Here is a 19,912-nt window from a genome sequence, read left to right as displayed (position 1 = left end):
CCTATTTGACTGCGCCCATAGTCAGCCCGCGAACAAGCTGTTTTGAAGCGATAAGGGCGAAGATCAAAACCGGGATCACAATGAGCGTGGATGTCGCCATGATCTTGCCGTAGGGCAGGTTGTAGCCCTCCATGAACGAAACTGCCATTGCTGGCGCCGTCTTGGCGTTGGTCCGCGTCAGCACGAGACCAAACATCAACTCGTTCCAAGAGAAGATAAATGAGAAGATCGCCGATACCGCAACGCCGGGCATGGCGAGCGGCAAACAGATCTTTCTCATGATCGTGAACTGCGACGCCCCTTCCATTCGGGCCGCTTCGTCCAGTTCAACCGGGATACCCCTAAACTGGTCGGTCACGATCCAGATGACGATCGGCAGGTTGAAGGTGAGATAAATAAGGATCAGCGTGATGTGCTGATCGAGCAGGTTTAGGCTCCGCGCGATAAGGAAAAAGGGCAGCGCCAGAACAATCGGCGAAATCATCCGATTGGTGATGAACCAGAACCACAGGTCCTTCTTGCCGCGAAACTCGAACCGCGCGAGCGCAAAGGCTGCCGGGATGCCCAAAACAAGGGCCAACGCTGTCGTACAGATCGCAATGATCAGCGAGTTGATCAGTGTCTGTAAGACACCGTCTTCGAACAAGGCCTCGCGGTAGTTGCTCAGTGTTGGCTCGAAGAGCCAAACCGGGGGCGCTTCGAGGGCAACGACTTGCGTTTTCAGCGAGGTCGTCACCATCCAATAGAATGGAAACACGCACACAAGGATGATGGCAAACAGCAAGACAAGCTGGATGAGAACAGAGCGCTGAGAGGACGTCACGATCTCAGACCTCCTTGTAGAACACGCGGATGTAGATCTGCGCGAGAATGATCGTGATGATCAGCAGGATTATCGCTTGTGCGGACGCCAGGCCTTGATCGAAGGCGCGGAACCCGACCCTCTGGATCATCAGCGATATGAATTCGGTTGATGCTCCCGGGCCGCCGCGCGTCAACGTGAAGACCATATCGAACAACTTCAGCGTGTCGGCGGTGCGCAGGATCAACACCGCTACCAGTCCAGGTATCAGAAAGGGGAGCTGCACATAGCGTAAGACGATGTGCCACTTCTTCGTCTCGAGTTTCGCCGCTTCCTCGATCTCACCGGGCACCATCGCCAGGCCGGCGAGCAAGACCAGCGCAACGAAAGGTGTCCACTGCCAGACATCCCAAAAGACGATCATGATGAAGGCGTTTGTCGGGTCACCAATCCAGTTAACGTCGGCGCCGCCCATGAGCTGGTTCACAACGCCGAAGCGCTGATTGAACATAACCTGACCGAGAAGTCCCACGACAGCGTATGTTGTGGCCATGGGTAGCACGAGGCTCAGGCGACACAACGTTTTAACGAGGCTAAGGCCCGGCTGGTGAAGCACCAGTGCGATACCGAGACCTAAGGCAATCTGGAGGGGAAGCGAGGTGATCAGAAGAAAGAAGGTACGGCCCATCGACTGCCAGAAAACAGGGTCGGTCAGAACCGTTCCGTAGTTTTCGAGACCGATGAAACGTAGTTGCCGCAGGCGCGTCAGGTTGAAGAAGTGGAGCGACGTCCATGCCGCATAAAGCAGGGGGCCGATACCAATAACAGCCAACGCAATGACCGCTGGGCCGACGAAGCCAAAGATCGTCCTGCGAGAAGCCTTGCCACGCATGCGTGCTGTTTCCTTGGATGGGCCAGGCAAATAAGCGTCAGGGCAGCAGCAAGCCGCCCTGACTTCAAGCGAAAGGCAAACCTACTGGGCGAGCGGTTTGTCGCCGCTGTAGTACCCAGCCGATTCGAGGATGTCTTCCATCCGGGTCCCGATCTCGGCAGCACCTTCTTCGACGGTGACCTCACCAAGCATCATGCGTGTGCCCCATTCCTGGACCACTTCGGAGATTTCTGGCCACTCAGCGAACCGCGGACGGAACTCGGGAACGCCTTCCTGCCAACTTTCAACAAGTGCCGGGATAAAGGTGTAGGTTTCCGCCAACGCCGGATCAGCGTAGGCTGATTGGCGCGCGGGGACGCCACCACGCTCCAGATACTCAACAGCGTTAGCGGCCGACGTTGCCCACTGGATGAAGAGCCAAGCGGCCGCCTTTTCATCGTCATCAGCTTGCGACGCAACAGCCAATGAAAATCCGCCAAGCGCCGGCTTACGGCCCGCCGGCCCCGTCGGCTCGGGCGCGATCTCTACGCAATCGGCAACCCGCGACGTGTCCGGATCGACCACGGTCGAGTAGAACGCGGACCATTCCGTGATCATGGCCACTTCGCCTTGCGCAAACGCGTTGACGGTTTCAGCGTGGTCGAAGGCGACGATGCCATCGGGCATATATTGCATCAGCTCCTGCCGGAAGTTCAGCCCTGCCTGGCTTTCCTCGCTCAGAAGGTTGGAGCGGAAGTCTGCGTCAAGGAAGGAACCGCCGAACGGCCACAGCATCCGCGCGAAGCTGTCAGCAGACTGCGTTTCGTTGCGCTTGGACTGGAGCGCGTATGCGTACTGGTCACCGGTTGTAAGAGCCGGACCGTACTCGTCCATCAACTGCTGCCATGTTTCCGGAGGGCCGTCGAAACCGGCCTCTTCTAGCATGCAGCGGTTATAAAACATCAGGCCGGAATAGTTATCGAACGGCAGACCATAAATCGTGTCATTCCAACCGCCAAAGGCGTTGAGCACAAGCGGGAAAAAGTCGTCGATGTTCAGTTCAGGGTCGATGATGTCCGGGTAGTCCGCCATAATCTGGTCGACCGGCACGATCCATTCATTCTCCGCGAAATTACCGATCCAGACCAAGTCGATGAGCGCGATGTCGAGATCGCCGCCGGCGACGAAATCACGAACCTGCTCACCAAGGGCATTCTCATAAGGATGGCGAATGATGTTGATGTCGATACCCGTCGCATCTTCGAACGCAGGCAGCATAGCCTCGATAGCATCGTAGCCAGGACGCAGTAAGAACACGACGTCAACCGTGGTGCCGGCGTATGGCGCGGCTGCCTCTTCCAGGCTCCAGGCCTGGGCGACGGCGGGGCTCGCAAGGGTCGCGCACAGCGCGGTGGTGGCGAGCATATGGTGTAACTTCATCTGATGTTTCCTCCCATGGTGAAACGTATTGGCGATCTTGTGTCGCTCGCTTTATACAAATGTAAAAACAGTTGTATGTGTCAACATAAAAATGTATCACGCTGGATATTGGCCTGGCCGGAGAAGCGAGGGAGTTAGGGGTTCGTGGCGACAGTTCATCTCGAAGGGATCGACAAATTTTACGGTTCTCTGAAGGCGTTATCTGGCGTTACCCTCGACATCAGGGACGGCAATTTTGTCGTTTTCGTTGGGCCGTCGGGCTGCGGAAAATCGACATTGCTGCGCTGTATTGCGGGCCTTGAGGGCGTCGATGCGGGCCGGATTGAGATCGACGGACGGGATGTGACCGATCTTGAACCCGCTGACCGAGACCTTTCCATGGTCTTTCAGTCCTACGCGCTTTACCCGCACATGACGGTGCGCGCGAATATCGAGTTCGGGATGAAGGTAAATGGGATCCCGCCTCAGGAGCGAGAGAAGCGGGTCAACGAGGCCGCACGAATTCTTCAACTATCGGAGCTGCTGGATCGAAAGCCCGGTCAGCTTTCGGGCGGGCAGCGCCAGCGCGTGGCGATCGGCAGGTCAATCGTCAAACATCCAAAGGTGTTCCTGTTCGACGAGCCGCTTTCCAACCTCGACGCCAAGCTGCGGGTCCAGATGCGCATCGAATTGGAATCGTTGCACACCGAACTTGGCGCGACCATGATTTATGTGACCCACGATCAGGTCGAGGCCATGACAATGGCAGACCAGATTGTCGTGCTCAATGGCGGCAACGTCGAGCAGGTTGGGCCACCGCTGGATTTGTACAACAAGCCCGCAAGCGAATTCGTCGCTGGCTTTATAGGCTCCCCGGCCATGAACATTCTAGCCGCTGAGAGCAAGTTGGGAGAAACCGTCGGCTCAGCCGGGGCCGCGCGGATTGGAATTCGCCCCGAGCATGTGCGGCTGGCAGACGCCGGACTACCCGTCACGGTTCAAGTCAAGGAACAGCTTGGCGGCGAAAGCTACCTTTATGCACGCGCCGATGATGGCGACCAGATCGTAATCAAGACGGACGGCGAAGATACCGTCAATCCAGGCGAGACCGTGCAACTCGCCTTCCCAGCCGAGCGCCTCCACCGCTTCGCAGCGGACGGTCAGGCTCTATGAGGGGGATTCAGTTGCCGTGACAAGCTGGTCTTCTCAATTGGACACACTGATTGCGCCCGCGGTGGCACGGTCAACCGTGACCAAAGACGTTCGGATAGGCAAAGGTGTCCTTGGTGAAGTTGGCCGCGTCGTAAAGCGGTTTGCCGAAACATCACGCGTCCTGGTCATGGCGGACGAAGAAGGCTTTGACGCCGCGGGTTCTGGCGTGATCGACAGCCTTCAAGCATCTGGTTTTACCGTCGAGACGATTGTTCTGCCCTGCGATCCGTTGCCCGTAGCGGCAGTTGAAGAGGCCGAACCGTTCCGCGCAGCATTGGCCGCAGACCCACAGCTGTTCCCTGTGTCCGTCGGTTCCGGCGTGATCAATGACCTCGTGAAATGGGCCGCCAAGGAAACGGGCCGGTCTTATGTAACCGTTGCGACCGCCGCCTCAATGGACGGTTACACCAGCGCCGGGGCACCGCTTGCCCGAGATGGGTTTAAGGTGACGATTCCAACCCGTGCCCCTGTCGCGATGGTCGCCGATCTCGATGTGATTGCCGCCGCACCCGCTGAAATGAATGGCTGGGGTTATGGGGACCTCGCGGGGAAGATGCCGGCCGGGGGTGATTGGATGCTGGCCGATGCGCTCGGCGTTGAAGGCATCGATGACAGTGCATGGCCCCTCGTTCAGGACAATTTGCGCTTCTGGCTGTCCAACCCCGAGGGTATTGCGACAGGAGACCCTGATAGCGTTGCGCGGCTGTTTGTTGGCCTGACCGCGGTTGGGTTTGCAATGGAGTTCCATGGCTCCTCTCGGCCAGCATCGGGTGCCGACCACCAGATTGCGCATCTGTGGGAAATGGAAGGTCACAAACATGCGGGCCGGAAGGTAAGCCATGGGGCTGCGGTGTCGGTGGGCTGCATTGCCGTGCTCGCTCTGTTCGATTGGCTGATCGAACAGGATCTGAGTACTCTGGATACCGCGAGCGTCCTCGCGGTTGCGCCCACTCTCGCCGACAAGCAGACCGCTGTCGCGCATAATATCCCGGACGCCCACATCGCGCAGAAGGCGCAGGAAGAAGTGGCGGCCAAGCACCCCACTCCACAGGAACACGAATATCGGCTCAATACGATCAAGAGCCATTGGCCTGCACTGCGCCAGCATCTGCGCGATCATTTGCTGCGCGCAGACGAGATGTCGGCGATGCTCAGCCGGGCCGGCGCGCCGGTTTCCGCGGCCCAAATTGGCGTGGATAGCGATCATCTGATGCGCACGCTTCGCGCCGCAAGTTTCATTCGTCGGCGCTACACCATATTTGATTTTCTCCATGACGTTGGCTTGACCGAACCAGCGCTTACGCAGGTTCTGCCCAAGCTGGCCTATGGCGCACAGCAGGCAGCGGAATGATTGGACCGCAAACCGCGCAGCGCGCCCTTTCAGAGATTAGTGAGGTGCTGAACGCTGCACTGCCAAGTCAATTACACGCCATGGCCCAGCCCATCGCGACAGCCCGGCGGATTGCACTGTACGGTGTTGGTCGGGAGGGGCTGATGATGAAGTCTCTCGCCATGCGGCTTTTCCATCTCGGGCTGGACGCCCATGTGGTCGGAGACATGACAACGCCGCCGCTCGGCGCTGGCGACCTGCTCATCGTGAGCGCGGGGCCCGGCGATTTCGCGACCGTATCGGGCCTGTTATCGGTGGCCAAAAACGCGGGCGCGGCGACGATGTGCGTGACTGCAGAGCCCGATGGAGCCGCACCACAAAGCGCAGACCACTTGATCCATCTACCGGCACAGACCATGGCCAAGGATCAGGGTGCGCCCAGTTCCATCCTTCCTATGGGTTCCCTTTTCGAAGCGACCCAGTTTGTCTTTTTCGAGCTGGTGGTGCTTCACTTGCGTGATCATCTGGGCGTCTCACCGGATAGCATGCGCGCCAACCATACAAACCTGGAGTAACACCGTGGGGTGGGAGGATCGGTTCTCCATCAGCGGAAAGACAGCGCTTGTTACCGGCGCCTCGTCAGGGATCGGAGCCGAGATCGCAGCCGTCTTTGCCGAAGCGGGCGCGCGCGTTATTGCAACCGGTCAGTCAGCCGAACGGTTGTCTCATCTTCGGCAGACGACTGGCTGTGATACAGTCGTCGCCGACATATCGACGGTGGGGGGTTGCCGCACGTTGGTTGAAGATGCCTTGGCCATTTATCCAACCATCAACATTCTGGTGAACTCTGCTGGTGTTGCTCTTATCGGAGATGCGATGGAGCTTTCAGTTGAAGACTGGGACCGTACCATGGCGGTCAATCTCCGTGCGCCCTTTCTGCTTGCCCAAGGTCTTGCGCCTGGGATGATCGCCAGGAAAGCCGGCAAGATCATCAATATCTCGTCCCAGACCGGGGTCATCGCCCTCGCCGATCACGCGGCTTATGCTTCCTCAAAAGGCGGGCTGAATGCGCTGACGAAGTCGCTCATGACGGAATTGGCGCCGTACAATATTCAGGTCAACGCAATCTGCCCGACGGTCGTGATGACCGAGATGGGCAAACAGGTTTGGAGCCCGCCGGAGAAATCAGGGCCCATGATTGCGGCAACGCCGCTCGGGCGGTTTGGCGAACCCGTCGAGATCGCTGACATGGCACTTTACCTCGCTTCACCCGCGTCTGACCTCGTCAATGGTGCTCTGATGATGATTGAAGGGGGCTATTCAAGCGTATGAGAGTCTTTGGCGTATACACATTCATGGGGACCGCGTCAGGTGGTGTGGAGTGCGGCGGGGACGAGATCCTAAACGGGAAGCTGCCGTTTTCACCGGGTAATACGGAACGGTATCGTCATATCTGATGGCCTACACCCAGACGCTTTCGGCTGAAGCGGCCTTTGACCGCTACGAACAGGTGCGACATCGGCTTCCCAGGGCCGCTTTTCCGGCTGCGACACAGGAATGCTCCGGGCTTATGCAGATCGCCGACCATTTCGATGCTTTCCTGCTCGATAGTTTCGGCGTTCTGAATGTCGGGGAGACAGCAATTAACGGCGCGGTGGACTGTCTTTCTGCCCTCAAAGCGTCAGGTAAGAGACTGATCGTTCTCACCAATGCCGCGAGTTACACGCTCGAGACAGCGGTGCAACGCTACCACCGGCTAGGGTTTGATTTTCAGCCGGAGGAGGTCATCTCAAGCCGCGACGTTGCTGCCCGGCGTCTTCAATCAATCTTGCCTGGCGGCCGCTGGGGTGCGATTGCGGCCCCCGATGATCGCTTTCAGGACTTCAACGCCCGGATCGAGCATTGGCATGGACAAGAGGTGGACGGCTTCCTGTTCCTTTCGAGTGCTTCTCTCAACAGCGAGAAACTGGAAGCGTTGAAAAAGGCCCTCGAGCAGAAAACCCGCCCGCTCATTGTTGGAAACCCGGATTTAGTGGCGCCGCGCGAAAACGGTCTGAGCAAGGAACCCGGACTGTACGCGCACGAAGTCGCTGACGTCCTTGGCTGCGACACCGTTTTCTTTGGCAAACCCTTCACGGACGCATTCACGGACGCCATGGCGCGTCTGGACGGGATAGAGCCCGACCGTATTGCAATGGTTGGCGACACGCTGCACACCGACATCTTGGGCGGGAAGGCGGCCGGTGCCAGAACCGTACTCGTGCGCGACCACGGACTGTTTGCCGGTCTTGATAGTGCTGGCTTCATCGCACGCAGCGGCATCGTACCCGACTTCGTCTGTGGCTCAATCTAGCTGCATCAGACCTTGAGCAATTCTAGATCTTCCCGAAGCTTCTCAAGCCTTCGCGCGTGACCTGGATCTTTGTCCCACTCAGCCCCAATCGCCAATTTTCTTCCGGCTCCGTCGACGAGTGCTTAGGTCGTAAACCTTGGGCGCAAGACATCAAAAAATGATCGTGGCGCACCTATGCAAGCCGCTCGAAATGGACTTGAGTTATCGATAACACTTTAGCTCTTACAACCAACCGGACAGCGCTATGGCCTACGTCGCAGAAACCCGTATCCTCACCCATGCCGGTGCTTTGGCAATGCTGCAAGCTGCTGCGGCTAGGGCCGAAGAGATCGGCCAACCACAGTGTATCGTCATCGTAGATGCCTCTGGTGAGTTGATTGCCGAGTTGCGAATGACGGGAGCGAAGTTTCTCAGTCGCAAGAGTGCCCTTTCGAAGGCGCTGACTGCTGCCTCAATTGGTGAGCCTAGCAACACGATTCCCGATAGTGTGCGCCCGCTGATTGGGCTTGCTACCCAAGGAGCTGTTACCGGGTTGCCAGGCGGTTTGACTATCAAGTTTGGCGGTACATTGGTTGGGGGTATCGGAGTTGGTTCGGGGTCAGGTGAGCAAGATATAGACGTGGCTCGGGCCGCGCTCGACGCGGTGGGAGCTGACATATGAGAATTGGGTTTCTTGGAGCTGGTCTTATGGGCGCGCCCATGGTGAGGCGACTGTCGGCTGCGGGGCACAGCGTGACTGTGTGGAACCGATCGCCGGACAAGGCCAGAGCATTGTCAGATTGCTCAGAAGCGGTGGAGGAACCGTCATCCGTTGCAAATGGTGCCGATATCGTCATCAGCATGCTGCTCGATGGACCCATCACTCAGCAGGTGCTTGTCAATCAAGGCGTTCTAGACGCACTTGAGCCGGGATGCGTGGTTGTGGACATGGGTTCAGTTGACCCGCCAACAGACAGGCACCTTGCCAAGCTCTGCTCCGAACGTGGATGTTCCCTCCTTGATGCGCCCGTTTCTGGGGGCGTGGTCGGCGCAGAAGCTGGAACGCTGTCCATATTTGTCGGCGGTGACCGACGTGCCTATGAACGCACAGAGCCAGTGTTCAAGGCGTTCGGTAGACCAACACATTTAGGGCCTGTTGGCGCCGGGCAGCTCACCAAGCTTGCCAACCAACTCATTGTGGCTGGCACTATCGGTGCGGTTGCTGAAGCATTGCTACTCGCAGAACGGGGAGGTTGTGATCCAGCGAGCGTCCGGCAAGCTCTTATGGGCGGTTTTGCTGACAGCCGAATCCTTGAATTGCACGGCCAGCGGATGGTTGATGGGAATTTTTCACCTGGCGGCCGTAGTGCGGCGCAGTTAAAGGACATCAATAATGCTCTCGAAGCTGCGTCGGAATATGATCTCAGTCTGCCGGTCGGACAGACGGTTAAAGAGGCTTTTCGCGATTTGGTTGAGTCTCACGACGGAGCGGACCTTGATCATGCGGCCTACCACTGGTGGCTGAAGGTCAAAGATCGATCGCCGGGCTAAGCAAATGCAATCTGGGCCTTCATCGCGCGCCGTCTATCGCCCGCGGTAACAAAGGCTTCAATGGCATTGCCAAGATCAAACGTGTGCGTGATGAGCGGCTTCACATTGATGAGGCCCTTCCTCATCAAATTGACACCGGTGTGAAACTCTTCATGAAAACGGAATGAGCCTTCGAGGCTTAGCTCCTTCGCAGTCATAGCTTGAACCGGCAGGGTCATATCACCGCCCAGTCCGAGCTGAACTATTTTGCCCTGCGGTCGGAGCGCAGGAAGCGCCCCAGCAAGCGCATGCGCTACCCCGGTGCATTCGAACAGCACGTCGAAATGGCCCTTGTCGGCGTTGAATTGGTTCAGTGCGTCTGGGGTGTTTGAGACATTTATGGTCTGATCTGCACCAGCACTGCGGGCGATTTGCAAGGTAAAGTCGCTGAGGTCTGTGACCACGATATGGCCTGCGCCAGCTCGGCGCGCAGCCAGTATACATAGCACTCCAATTGGGCCTGCGCCGGTAATCAGAACCGACTTTCCGACCAAGGGCCCAGCGCGTTTCACAGCATGTAAGCAAACCGCTAACGGCTCGGCCATAGCTGCTTCCCCGGGGCTCAACCCATCCGCCGGAGCGCATTGTATGGCGTCTGCGACGAGGCTTTGCCGAAACGCACCTTGGATATGCGGAAACGGCATAGCCGAGCCGTAGAACCGCATATTGAGGCAATGGTTGTATTTTGCTTCGCGGCAATAAACACAGTTGTAACAGGGTCTTGAGGGTGAGATGGCGACAAGCTGGCCGACAGCTAGAGTGTCGACGCCATCACCGAGGGCGGTGACCCGACCCGACACCTCGTGGCCAAGGATCATTGGCTCACGCAGGCGTACCGTCCCGAAGCCGCCATGATTGAAGTAGTGGAGGTCAGAGCCACAAATACCGCCAGATTCGATTGCGATTTGAACTTGCCCCGGACAAGGCGTTTCCGGCGAACTGTCTTCGACTCTCAGATCTTTTGGACCGTGGATTACGATTGATTTCATTGAAGTGCGTTCGGTTAAAGAACGGGGCTGAGCAGAGGCTCACCGGCAAAATGCGCCGAGAGATTATCGCGCACTAGCTGGCCCATTGCCTTGCGGGTCTCTACGGTCCCAGAAGCGTGATGCGGCTGCAGCAGAACGTTTGGTAGCTCGATAAAGCGCGGATTGAGCTGCGGCTCCCCCTCAAAAACATCGAGCGCCGCAGAGCCCAGTTTGCCGGTTTCCAGAGCATCCAGCAGTGCCCCTTCGTCAATGTTAGAAGCACGTGAGATGTTGATGATCATTCCGTTCGGACCAACCGCTTTGATAACCTCCGGCCCGACAATATGGCGGGTTTCTGCGGAGGCGGCCAAAGTCACGAAGAGAAAGTCGGACCGCTCAGCCAGTTCCACCGGATCCTCGATGAAGGTCCAGCCCGAGGCGAAGTCATGAGGGGACAGATCGGAATACGCTATGTCCATATCGAAGGGGGCTACGCGTTTAGCGACCTCATAACCAATGCGACCAAGGCCAAGAATGCCAACACGCTTGCCCCAAACGCGTGACTGAAGGGGGAAAAGCCCTTTGCTTGCCCAGTCCCCACTACGGACCCAAGCTTCGGCATCTATTACGGCTCGAGACTGCGCCAACAGCATAGCCACACCAAGGTCGGCAACATCCTTGGTCAGCACGTCTGGCGTGTTGGTTACTTGTATTCCGCGCTCTCGACAGGCCTCCAAATCAACTGCATCGTAGCCGACACCGTAAACAGAAATGACCTCAAGATTGGGGCAGGCGCCAATCATGGAGCGATCTGCTCCCAGTTCGCCACGAGTGGCGATGCCGCGTACCTTTCCCCCTATTTCGTCAAGGAAGGCATCTCTATCAACTGCCTCGAAAAACTTGTGCATTGTAAAGGCGTTATCCAACGGGACCTGATCCCATTCTGGATAGGCACCGACCTGGAGCACGTCAGGTTTCGCCATTGTTCGCTCGCTTATTGACAAGTCTTGTTATCGATAACATAAGCGCGTTCAAAGCGCTTGTCGAGGGGAAAGTCTGAACCATGAGCCTGTCACTGTTCGATCTCAACGGGCAGCGCGCCCTCGTAACCGGCTCCTCCCAGGGAATTGGATTGGCCTTGGCGAAAGGCCTTGCGGATGCTGGGGCGCGTATTGTCCTCAACGGTCGGAACGAGAAAAAATTGGCTACCGCCGCGAACCAGCTTCGCGATGGGGGCGCGGAAGTTGACGAGTTGCCATTCGACGTAACCGATCATACTGCGGTGCGCGCGGCGATCGATGCTTATGAAGCCGATAAAGGGCCGATTACGATCCTGATCAACAACGCCGGTATGCAGCATCGCACGACGCTAGAGGATTTCCCCCCAGAGGCGTTCGAGCGCCTACTACAGACCAACATTGCGAGCGTCTTCCATGTTGGGCAAGCCTGCGCGCGCCACATGATCGGTCGCGGCGCTGGCAAGATTGTCAACATCTGCTCCGTGCAAACCGCATTAGCGCGTCCGGGTATTGCGCCCTACACAGCCACCAAAGGTGCAGTGGCTAACCTCACGAAGGGCATGGCGACCGACTGGGCAAAACATGGACTTCAATGCAACGGCCTGGCTCCGGGTTACTTCGATACACCGCTCAATAAAGCGCTGGTGGATGATCCGGACTTTTCATCATGGCTTGCCAATAGAACGCCTGCGGGCAGATGGGGCGAGGTCGAAGAGCTGGTCGGAACTTGCATCTTTTTGTCATCGGCGGCGTCATCTTTCGTCAATGGCACAACAGTCTTCGTGGATGGCGGCATTACCGCTTCATTGTGAGAAGCACCCAAACCTTCCGCAAACGCTTGCACATTCGCCTTTTGCTTAGACCGCGACGGGTCTATCCCTCTGAAGTCTCTAACCCTTTGTGATCAGGCGCTGGCGGGGCAGAGCAAAGGCCTTGGGCATGGAAAAGGACGCAGCAAGCAAAAATGTCCAATGCCTGTTGACATTTGTTATCGATAACATAGTCTGTTGACAAAGACCCGAAACAACGGGGAACGGGAGGAATATGCTGTGGCTCAGAAGCAGCCGACCGTATCGATGCGCGGAATCACCAAGCGTTTTGGTGGCGTCGAAGCTCTCAAGGGTGTGGATTTGGACGCCTATGCGGGCGAGGTCTTGGCCATTGTCGGCGACAATGGTGCGGGCAAGTCGACGTTAATCAAAATCTTGACCGGGGTTTACCAGCCGACCACTGGCCATATCGAGCTTGACGGCAAACCGTTCGCGATGGCCGATCATTCCGATGCGATCGCTAATGGCATAGATGCGGTCTACCAGAATCTTGCGCTCGCTGATCACCTTACGCCTGCCCAAAATCTGTTTCTGGGTTCAGAGCTTACCCGCAAGGTGATGGGTGTTCCTCTTCTCGATAATGCAACGATGAATAAAGAAGCCGTCGAGGTTTTGCAGGATCGGCTCGGGGTCCGACTTGGTGACATGAATGCCTCGACCGAGAGCCTTTCAGGCGGTCAGCGGCAGGCCGTCGCCATCGCGCGAGCGGTCAGGCACTCTGATCTCCGGGTACTTGTCATGGACGAGCCAACCGCGGCGTTAGGGCCGCAGGAAACAGCGCGTACGCTTGAGCTCATTAAGACGCTACGCAACCAAGGTCTGGCGGTCATCGTTATCTCCCACTCGCTCGATGATGTGTTCGAAATATCGGACCGGATCCACGTCCAAAGACGTGGAACATGTGAGGGCGTTGTGCGGACAAAGGATGTCACGCACGAAGATGTTCTTGGCCTGATCACCGGCATTAAAACCGCGGCATAAAGGGTAAACGATCATGGCGATGTCTGACACCGTTTCTCGCGGGCCTCTTCAAAGGCTGGAGCCCTATATTGGTGTGCTTGGGCCGATGGTGATGATCGTTCTCATTGCTGCCTTCATGGGCGTGTTTGAGCCGGCGCGTTACTTCCGCTTGTCCAATATGAACCAGATTTTGTTGGATGCGGCGCTGTACATGCCAATGGCGATGGCTATGACCTTTGTCATTACGCAGCGTGGGATTGATCTGTCGATCGGTTCGGTCGCGGCATTGACCGCAATCATTATGGCGTTTCTCATCAAGCAGTACGGTTTCAACGCGTGGGTCGCAGGTGCCATTGCACTCGCGCTTGGCGCGGTGATGGGGCTGATCAATGGCCTTGTGATCACACGCCTAAAGGTACCCGATCTGATTGGCACACTCGCCATGGACCTTGTCTATCGCGGCTTTGCACTTGTGCTTGCAAAGGGCCTCGTTCTGGCGCGCTTTCCCGACATCGTTACAGAGATCGGACGCGGCCAAGCTTTCATATTCCTTCCTACGCCGGTGATCATTGGCATGATTACGATGGTTGTTGGCTATTTCCTGCTCCGCAATACGCACTTCGGTCGCTACACGATTGCTATCGGCTCAAACCCAGAAGCTTCCGAGATGACAGGTGTTTCCGTCGACCGGCACAAAATTTATGCCTATGTGCTGATGGGCGCGATGGCTGCGCTCGCAGGCATTATGCTGATGGGTAAACTCAACGCCATCCAGGCGACATCGGCGCCTTATTTCAACTTACATGTCATTGCGGCAGTGGTCGTCGGCGGCACGTCGCTGTTCGGCGGACGCCCCTCGATGGTCGGCTCTTTTGCCGGCGTTTTGCTGTTGTCCATGATGATCAACGCGCTGGTGACTTTACGGATCGAGTTCTTTTGGCAGTCAGTTGCCTCAGGCGTCGTAATCATTGTCTCTGTTGCAGCTTATGCGTGGCTGCAGAAAAAGGACCGCGACGGTGCGTCTTCATTCAAGGCGGCGCTGGCCAACCCTGATGCACAGAAAATCATCCGCCTTACCGCGTTTCTTATCGCGGTTATTGCCCTTCTCGGGGCGCTCGGCGCCGGCTTGGCGACCAACCCGGAAGCAAGCGGCTAACAGCTTGCCCAACAAACGTTCAACGAAAGGGAGAACGTCCATGACGAAGACTTATCTGAAGACCTTCGCAACTTTGGCGTCCACGGTGGCACTCGGTGCCGGGCTGGTGATGGCCCAAGACCTGCCGCTGGTCGAATTGCCTGATGATGGTGACCGCGAGTATTGGGTCCCTTCTCAGGTGAACGCTGAGGGCACGTTGGAAGCGCTACAGGAGGTTGTTGGCTCCGAAGCGGTGCCGTTCTCGGGCACTTTGGATAACCCGTTGCAAATAGCCCTTATCTACCCCTCGGCCGATACATCCGACTTCTGGGCGCGTAATTACCTCGCCCTGACCAAGCGGCTCGACCAGCTGGGCATCGCGTACGAGACGACCGAATTTGCCAGCCGCCAAATCGAGCACTCGTTGCAGTCGACCTACGCATCGCAAGTCGAACAGGATGCCGACCTTTATGATTTTGTGATCTTCGGCCCCTCTGAGCTGGCAACGCAGGCCGATAACATCGACAAGCTTGCTGCTAACGACGGTTTGGTCACGTTCGTCTGGGCATTTCACACACCGCTGCAATATCTAGAAAATCAACCCGCCAACTGGTTCGATTTTTCGTCTGCAGCAGGTGCGATTGAGATCTGTAACTATATGCTCGAGCGCCTCGGCACCGACATCACCTATGCCATGAACCGCGGTATTCCAGGAATCACCGACAACCAGCGTTCTGGTGATTGGGCCTCGTGTGTCGAAGAGAAAGGCGGCTGGACCCTCGCTTATGAACACTACGGAGAATACACCCGTGAAGGTGGTTTCGAAGGCACGCAGCTCATCCTGCAGGCCTATCCTGAAGCGACGGTGATTCATAACGCGAATACGGCCATGTCCATGGGGTCGGTGGAGGCCCAGCTTGCCGTTGACAAGGCTGGTGAAGTTTTCTCCACCGGCTGGGGCGGTACAGGCCTTGAGCTTGATGCAATCCGCCGCGGTGAACTTGATGCGACACCTATGCGTATGGGTGACGATGTCGGCGCGGCGACCGCCGAGGCCATCAAAGCACACCTCGAAGGGCGAGCAGACGAACTGCCTTTCGTTTTCCTCGGTCGGATAACGGTTGCGCATGACGAGATGAGCGACGAAGAGCTTACGGCTCTGCAAGAAGAAGCCTTCCGCTTCTCCGGTGTCGGCGCTCTCGAGCGCTAAGTCGTCACTATCCTCCCTGGGAGACGACTTTCAGAGGCCGGGGGTTTCCGAATCTCCGGCCTCTCGCTTATCGGTGGAAGCGTGGGCATGCCCTAAGACGTTAGGATCGACTTTCGTTTAGTACTGCGCGATGCATAGCTGCTTAGGTTAGACGGTGGCGCGCCTTCTCATCGATACCATCCCAAAAGAGGCGGGTGGATTTGGAAACGGGCTGGGATGCCAAGAACACCGACAATGAAAGACGTCGCCCAAGCGGCAGGCGTATCCGTCATGACGGTCAGTCGTGCTTTCAAGGATGATGCCTCGGTCAGGCGTAAGACCCGCGAGCTCATTCACAAGACAGCCGATGAAATGGGCTATGTTTTCGACACGATGGCGTCGAACCTGCGGACGCAACGCTCGAATTTCGTTGCGGTCATCATTCCCTCTGTCAATAACGCGAACTTCGCTGCGACTTTAAGAGGGCTGTCAGATGAGATTGAAGCAAGCGGGCGCCAGATACTGCTCGGTAATTCCAATTATAGCCTGAAGCGAGAAGAGCAGCTTATCGATCAGCTTCTCCAGCGGAGGCCGGACGCGATAGTCCTGACCGGTGGACGTCACTCAGAGCGTGCGCGACAGCGCCTTGTTGCTGCGGGCATCCCGATCATAGAAACCTGGGACCTTCCCGAGGATCCGGTGGACCATGTTGTCGGTTTTTCGAACGCCGAGACAATGGAGGCGCTTGTTGAACACCTGGTCTCGCACGGCAGAACCAAGATAGCCTTCATTGGAGGCGATGCTGGAGACGATAATCGCGGCGCGGATCGGCGCAGTGGCTTTATTGCAGCCATGTCATCCAGAAACCTTTTAGCGGATCGCCTTGTCGGCGTTGGCTCACCGCCAGCGTCCATGCAGACCGGCGCCGACGCGATGTCGAAAATTCTCTCCGACTATCCTGATTCAGACGCTGTTATCGGTGTATCAGATCTGGCGGCCTTCGGAGCGCTTACCGAGTGTCAACGCCGCGGCGTTTCCGTGCCGGAGGACATAGCGATCGCTGGTTTTGGTGCCTACGATATTGCAAGTGTGAGTGTTCCCACTTTAACCACGGTAGATGTGCGACCGCGCGAGATTGGCCGCCTTTCGGCGAGACTGATCCTTGATATCTTGGACGGTGATCCTGGCAAGGCCACACGAAAGACCTTCTTACGCGTGCCAACGACAATATCCGTTGGTGGCTCGGCTCCGTTCCGCATTCGCTGATCGTGGGCGCAGGTGCGTTTGCGTTGCTCAAGCGATGCGAAACCGCTCAATAAACGCCAGGTCGGGTTCTACCCCTAGACCGGCTCCCTGAGGTATGGAAACGCGTCCTGAATGGCGCGCGACTTGTCTGTGTACGTCCAGCGGTTCGGTCAGTAGCTCGTCACGGAAGCGGTTGTGGGTGGTGTCAAACTCAAGCATTGGCTCCCACGGGTGGAGAGCACCGGGTAAGGCTGGCATGGCGGCAAGCAAGTGTAAGTTGGCCGCCACCGCTATCGCAGATCCCCAGACGTGGTTGACCACTGGTACGAAATGGGTGTGACAGAGCGCAAGCACACGCTGAAATTCTGAAATTCCACCAAGAGCACAGACTTCGGGTTGGGCGATATCCAGCCCACGACTCTCCAGCAGGCGCCGCCAGCCCCATCGCCCGAACTCTGCTTCACCTCCGGAGATGTTTGTCTTGAGCCCCGCCCGCAGATCCCGGTAGCCGTCTAAGTCCTCTGGAGCGACAGGCTCCTCAAACCAGTAAGCGCCCATCTCGTCGAGTGCACGTCCGACATAGAATGCGTCTGCGGTCGTATAGCAGTGGTTCGCGTCCACCATGAACCGCCCTTTGCCCTCGACGCTGCGGGCGACAGCCTTGCAAAGCTTGATATCATCTGTTGGGCCGAGCCCGACCTTCATCTTTGTTGCCCTAAACCCCATCTCAAGTATCGCGCTCGCCTCGTGCTCAAAACGAGCGATGTGGTCATCGACGCTCTCGCGTTTGAGCATCATGCCATAACCATAGACGGGCACCGATTGCCGATGCGCGCCTCCCAGGAGGTTGAAGAGTGGTTGGTTCATCACCTTTCCGGCAATATCCCAAAGCGCAACATCAACCCCGGATAGCGCTTGCATAGGCATGCCTTTTTGGCCGTGGTCGCGCATGAGATTATAGGCGTTGTGCCAGATCACATCACGGTCGAGGGGGCTCATGCCCAAGACCATTGGCGCGATAACGCCCTCAACGATTCCCTTGTTGGCTAATGCAACTGGACCAGGGCCGAAGCACTCCCCCCAGCCGGTGATGCCCTCGTCGGTTGATACTTCCACCAAATGCGCGGTGCGGCTGGCGTAAAACTGCTGCGAGTAGCCAAGTTCCTCCGGCAGGTCGTACGCGAGGACATGACTTTGTGTTTTGGTGATCTTCACGCCTTGCGTATCCCGCAGCTAGCACCGCCTAAGCGAAGTGCGCTTTGAAGGTATCGATGCAGGCGCGGAAGCCCCCTTCAAAATCACCATTTCCCGGGTGGTAGACTGACTCAAAGCTTACCACGCCCTCGTAGCCATCGGCTTGAAGTGCGCTGGCCAATGGTGCGAACTGGTCCGCTAACTGACCTTCGCCCATCTTCTTAACGGTGAGTGTAGCGCGGGGGGTATCAACTTCGACGTCCTTGATGTGGATGTGTCCGAGATAGCCATCCCGCACTTCCGCATAGCCATCGGGAAAGGCACGCTCATGGCACCAGCAATTGTTGGCTGGGTCCCACAGCACTTTGAGGACGCCCTTTGCATCGAGATCGTCGATGAGCTTGCGGGCGGTGTAATTGGAATTGACCATTGTCCCATTGCCCGTTTCGACCACCAGCGTAATGCCTTCGGCGCGTGCGACATCTATGGCGGGCGCAATCAAGGTTAGAGTTTTGTCCCAGGCATCGTGCGCGACGTTCCATTTTTCCGCGCCGTTGTGTCCCCAGAGGATTTGTTCCTTCTTGTTGGTCATGATGCGGACCAGCGGGCTGCCCACAATGTGCGCCATCTCAATAACCCGCTTGAGGGCATCCAAGTGTTTTGTATGCGCTTCATCGCCGGGCGTGTTGGCTATCGTCAGGCCCGCAAAGACATGCCTAGATAAGCAAGAAACCGGCTTGCCGCGATCGCGCAAAAGCTGGTCGATGTCGCGGATTTCCTGAGCGGAGTGGTCGCCAACCTCCTTGTCACCAACAAACTGGAGTTCGGCGTACTCGAGGTTAAACTCATCCATTACGTCGATGGCACAGGGCAGGTTGCGGCTGATACCGTCGCAGATAACCCCCAGCTTCATTGTGCACTATTCCGGTGCAGTTCGGCGCCCACGATTTCCTCGATCACGCGCGTGCATACCCAATTGTCTCCCTCTGGATACTTTGTTCTCCCGGCATGGAAGATTTGCATAGCTGCGGCCGCTGTGTGCAGCGGCACACCGAGTTCCTCGCCAAGCCCCATGGAAATGGTGAGATCCTTATGCATGGTGTGAATGGAACTGCCTGTTCCTTCGAACTGTCGATCAATAATCTTCTCAAGCGCATTGTTCACGACGCCGCAGCCCGCCGAAGACGTTGAGAAGACATCCAGAATAACCTGGCCGGATACCCCCGCCTTTGCCGCCAGCGCCGCCGCTTCGAAAGTCGCTGAAAACTGCGCCCCGATGAGGCTTTGCAGGCAAGCCTTCACTGTTTGACCATCGCCAGGGCGTGCGCCGACCCGGTGAATGTTCGCTGATACGGCCTGCATAATTGGAGCGAATGTATCGAGCACATCGTTTGGAGCAGCGGCCATCATGGTCAGCGTGCCGTTCTGAGCGCCAGGAAAGCCGCCGGAAACCGGTGTATCGATCAGGTGAATGCCGCTGTCCGCCATATCCGCGCCGATAGCGCGCGCTTCATGTGGTTTGATGGTTGCAGAGAGGATGATGGCGCTGCCGGCGGTCATGTTGTGCACCAGACCATCGTCGGCGAGGATCACCGCGCGCGCTTGGTTGCCGTTCATCACCATGACGAACACCGCATCACAGTTGTTGCCGATTTCAGCAACTGTATCGGCGACAAGCCCGCCCATCTCAGTAAATGCCTCCAGCCGCCTCGGATCGAGATCAATGCCGTAGGTTTCAAACCCCGCCTTGATCAGGTTTTTCGCCAGCCCGGAACCCATATCCCCTAAGCCAATGACACCGCATTTCATTGTGGTT

20 protein-coding genes are annotated in these 19,912 nt (G+C 57.2%); 12 read left to right on the top strand and 8 right to left on the bottom strand.

Annotated features, from left to right (window positions below; genetic code table 11):
• Nucleotide 1: 1 nt before the first annotated feature.
• The 3 genes from AAF739_04840 to AAF739_04830 form a co-directional block, all read right to left on the bottom strand.
• Complete coding sequence (locus AAF739_04840) at nucleotides 2–826, bottom strand: carbohydrate ABC transporter permease (GenBank protein MEM6381980.1); 825 nt, start codon at nucleotides 824–826, stop codon at nucleotides 2–4.
• A gap of 1 nt (nucleotide 827) precedes the next feature.
• Complete coding sequence (locus tag AAF739_04835) at nucleotides 828–1,694, bottom strand: sugar ABC transporter permease (protein ID MEM6381979.1); 867 nt, start codon at nucleotides 1,692–1,694, stop codon at nucleotides 828–830.
• Between the two features lie 81 nt (nucleotides 1,695–1,775).
• Complete coding sequence (locus AAF739_04830; protein MEM6381978.1) at nucleotides 1,776–3,113, bottom strand: sugar ABC transporter substrate-binding protein; 1,338 nt, start codon at nucleotides 3,111–3,113, stop codon at nucleotides 1,776–1,778.
• Nucleotides 3,114–3,257: 144 nt separating this feature from the next.
• Between AAF739_04830 and ugpC the strand changes: the two genes are divergently transcribed.
• The 7 genes from ugpC to AAF739_04795 all read left to right on the top strand — a co-directional run bounded on the left by ugpC (nucleotide 3,258) and on the right by AAF739_04795 (nucleotide 9,517).
• Entirely contained in the window at nucleotides 3,258–4,265 is a 1,008-nt protein-coding gene (gene ugpC / locus AAF739_04825) for a sn-glycerol-3-phosphate ABC transporter ATP-binding protein UgpC (protein ID MEM6381977.1), read from the top strand.
• A 61-nt stretch (nucleotides 4,266–4,326) separates the two neighbouring features.
• On the top strand, nucleotides 4,327–5,655 hold the full coding sequence (locus tag AAF739_04820) for an iron-containing alcohol dehydrogenase (GenBank protein ID MEM6381976.1): 1,329 nt from the start codon (nucleotides 4,327–4,329) through the stop codon (nucleotides 5,653–5,655).
• Nucleotides 5,652–6,209: an SIS domain-containing protein gene (locus tag AAF739_04815; GenBank protein ID MEM6381975.1), complete on the top strand. Its 558-nt coding sequence runs from the start codon at nucleotides 5,652–5,654 to the stop codon at nucleotides 6,207–6,209. The genes AAF739_04820 and AAF739_04815 overlap by 4 nt, the downstream gene beginning before the upstream one ends.
• 4 nt (nucleotides 6,210–6,213) lie before the next feature.
• Entirely contained in the window at nucleotides 6,214–6,966 is a 753-nt protein-coding gene (locus tag AAF739_04810) for an SDR family oxidoreductase (GenBank protein ID MEM6381974.1), read from the top strand.
• A 124-nt stretch (nucleotides 6,967–7,090) separates the two neighbouring features.
• Nucleotides 7,091–7,987 carry an HAD family hydrolase gene (locus AAF739_04805; GenBank protein ID MEM6381973.1) on the top strand — a complete coding sequence of 299 codons (897 nt, stop codon included), beginning with the start codon at nucleotides 7,091–7,093 and terminating at the stop codon, nucleotides 7,985–7,987.
• A gap of 244 nt (nucleotides 7,988–8,231) precedes the next feature.
• A complete protein-coding gene (locus AAF739_04800; GenBank protein MEM6381972.1) occupies nucleotides 8,232–8,648 on the top strand; it encodes a heme-binding protein in 417 nt (138 codons plus the stop codon).
• Entirely contained in the window at nucleotides 8,645–9,517 is an 873-nt protein-coding gene (locus AAF739_04795) for an NAD(P)-dependent oxidoreductase (GenBank protein ID MEM6381971.1), read from the top strand. Before AAF739_04800 ends, AAF739_04795 begins: the two co-directional genes overlap by 4 nt.
• On the opposite strand, the gene AAF739_04790 is transcribed toward AAF739_04795, so the two are convergent.
• On the bottom strand, nucleotides 9,514–10,545 hold the full coding sequence (locus tag AAF739_04790; protein ID MEM6381970.1) for an L-idonate 5-dehydrogenase: 1,032 nt from the start codon (nucleotides 10,543–10,545) through the stop codon (nucleotides 9,514–9,516). The two genes, AAF739_04795 and AAF739_04790, sit on opposite strands and share 4 nt — an antisense overlap.
• A 14-nt stretch (nucleotides 10,546–10,559) precedes the next feature.
• Nucleotides 10,560–11,507, bottom strand: a complete 948-nt coding sequence (locus AAF739_04785) for a 2-hydroxyacid dehydrogenase (protein ID MEM6381969.1) — start codon at nucleotides 11,505–11,507, stop codon at nucleotides 10,560–10,562.
• Nucleotides 11,508–11,587: 80 nt separating this feature from the next.
• On the opposite strand from AAF739_04785, the gene AAF739_04780 reads away from it, so the two are divergent.
• The 5 genes from AAF739_04780 to AAF739_04760 all read left to right on the top strand — a co-directional run bounded on the left by AAF739_04780 (nucleotide 11,588) and on the right by AAF739_04760 (nucleotide 16,923).
• Nucleotides 11,588–12,355, top strand: a complete 768-nt coding sequence (locus AAF739_04780; protein MEM6381968.1) for an SDR family oxidoreductase — start codon at nucleotides 11,588–11,590, stop codon at nucleotides 12,353–12,355.
• Between the two features lie 264 nt (nucleotides 12,356–12,619).
• Nucleotides 12,620–13,354, top strand: a complete 735-nt coding sequence (locus AAF739_04775) for an ATP-binding cassette domain-containing protein (protein ID MEM6381967.1) — start codon at nucleotides 12,620–12,622, stop codon at nucleotides 13,352–13,354.
• Nucleotides 13,355–13,373: 19 nt separating this feature from the next.
• On the top strand, nucleotides 13,374–14,489 hold the full coding sequence (locus tag AAF739_04770; GenBank protein ID MEM6381966.1) for an ABC transporter permease: 1,116 nt from the start codon (nucleotides 13,374–13,376) through the stop codon (nucleotides 14,487–14,489).
• A gap of 40 nt (nucleotides 14,490–14,529) precedes the next feature.
• Nucleotides 14,530–15,678, top strand: a complete 1,149-nt coding sequence (locus AAF739_04765; GenBank protein MEM6381965.1) for a substrate-binding domain-containing protein — start codon at nucleotides 14,530–14,532, stop codon at nucleotides 15,676–15,678.
• Between the two features lie 234 nt (nucleotides 15,679–15,912).
• Nucleotides 15,913–16,923: a LacI family DNA-binding transcriptional regulator gene (locus AAF739_04760; protein MEM6381964.1), complete on the top strand. Its 1,011-nt coding sequence runs from the start codon at nucleotides 15,913–15,915 to the stop codon at nucleotides 16,921–16,923.
• A gap of 27 nt (nucleotides 16,924–16,950) precedes the next feature.
• Here AAF739_04760 and AAF739_04755 read toward each other — a convergent pair whose 3' ends face one another.
• The 3 genes from AAF739_04755 to AAF739_04745 are packed head-to-tail and all read right to left on the bottom strand — an operon-like array spanning nucleotide 16,951 to nucleotide 19,905.
• Nucleotides 16,951–18,117, bottom strand: a complete 1,167-nt coding sequence (locus AAF739_04755) for a mandelate racemase/muconate lactonizing enzyme family protein (protein MEM6381963.1) — start codon at nucleotides 18,115–18,117, stop codon at nucleotides 16,951–16,953.
• A 28-nt stretch (nucleotides 18,118–18,145) separates the two neighbouring features.
• On the bottom strand, nucleotides 18,146–19,009 hold the full coding sequence (locus AAF739_04750; GenBank protein ID MEM6381962.1) for a sugar phosphate isomerase/epimerase family protein: 864 nt from the start codon (nucleotides 19,007–19,009) through the stop codon (nucleotides 18,146–18,148).
• Nucleotides 19,006–19,905, bottom strand: a complete 900-nt coding sequence (locus AAF739_04745) for an NAD(P)-dependent oxidoreductase (GenBank protein MEM6381961.1) — start codon at nucleotides 19,903–19,905, stop codon at nucleotides 19,006–19,008. The genes AAF739_04750 and AAF739_04745 overlap by 4 nt, the downstream gene beginning before the upstream one ends.
• Between the last annotated feature and the right edge of the window lie 7 nt (nucleotides 19,906–19,912).

The organism is Pseudomonadota bacterium, from assembly GCA_039024915.1.
Lineage (GTDB): Bacteria > Pseudomonadota > Alphaproteobacteria > Rhizobiales > MH13 > MH13.
This window is presented reverse-complemented; position numbering and strand designations above follow the sequence as displayed.

Excerpts from the sequence above, each read along its gene's own strand:
- AAF739_04835 (MEM6381979.1), bottom strand. The coding sequence starts at position 1,694 with ATGCGTGGCAAGGCTTCTCGCAGGACGATCTTTGGCTTCGTCGGCCCA.
- AAF739_04830 (MEM6381978.1), bottom strand. The coding sequence starts at position 3,113 with ATGAAGTTACACCATATGCTCGCCACCACCGCGCTGTGCGCGACCCTT.
- AAF739_04815 (MEM6381975.1), top strand. The coding sequence starts at position 5,652 with ATGATTGGACCGCAAACCGCGCAGCGCGCCCTTTCAGAGATTAGTGAG.
- AAF739_04805 (MEM6381973.1), top strand. The coding sequence starts at position 7,091 with ATGGCCTACACCCAGACGCTTTCGGCTGAAGCGGCCTTTGACCGCTAC.
- AAF739_04800 (MEM6381972.1), top strand. The coding sequence starts at position 8,232 with ATGGCCTACGTCGCAGAAACCCGTATCCTCACCCATGCCGGTGCTTTG.
- AAF739_04795 (MEM6381971.1), top strand. The coding sequence starts at position 8,645 with ATGAGAATTGGGTTTCTTGGAGCTGGTCTTATGGGCGCGCCCATGGTG.
- AAF739_04790 (MEM6381970.1), bottom strand. The coding sequence starts at position 10,545 with ATGAAATCAATCGTAATCCACGGTCCAAAAGATCTGAGAGTCGAAGAC.
- AAF739_04785 (MEM6381969.1), bottom strand. The coding sequence starts at position 11,507 with ATGGCGAAACCTGACGTGCTCCAGGTCGGTGCCTATCCAGAATGGGAT.
- AAF739_04780 (MEM6381968.1), top strand. The coding sequence starts at position 11,588 with ATGAGCCTGTCACTGTTCGATCTCAACGGGCAGCGCGCCCTCGTAACC.
- AAF739_04775 (MEM6381967.1), top strand. The coding sequence starts at position 12,620 with ATGCGCGGAATCACCAAGCGTTTTGGTGGCGTCGAAGCTCTCAAGGGT.
- AAF739_04770 (MEM6381966.1), top strand. The coding sequence starts at position 13,374 with ATGTCTGACACCGTTTCTCGCGGGCCTCTTCAAAGGCTGGAGCCCTAT.
- AAF739_04765 (MEM6381965.1), top strand. The coding sequence starts at position 14,530 with ATGACGAAGACTTATCTGAAGACCTTCGCAACTTTGGCGTCCACGGTG.
- AAF739_04760 (MEM6381964.1), top strand. The coding sequence starts at position 15,913 with ATGAAAGACGTCGCCCAAGCGGCAGGCGTATCCGTCATGACGGTCAGT.
- AAF739_04750 (MEM6381962.1), bottom strand. The coding sequence starts at position 19,009 with ATGAAGCTGGGGGTTATCTGCGACGGTATCAGCCGCAACCTGCCCTGT.
- AAF739_04745 (MEM6381961.1), bottom strand. The coding sequence starts at position 19,905 with ATGAAATGCGGTGTCATTGGCTTAGGGGATATGGGTTCCGGGCTGGCG.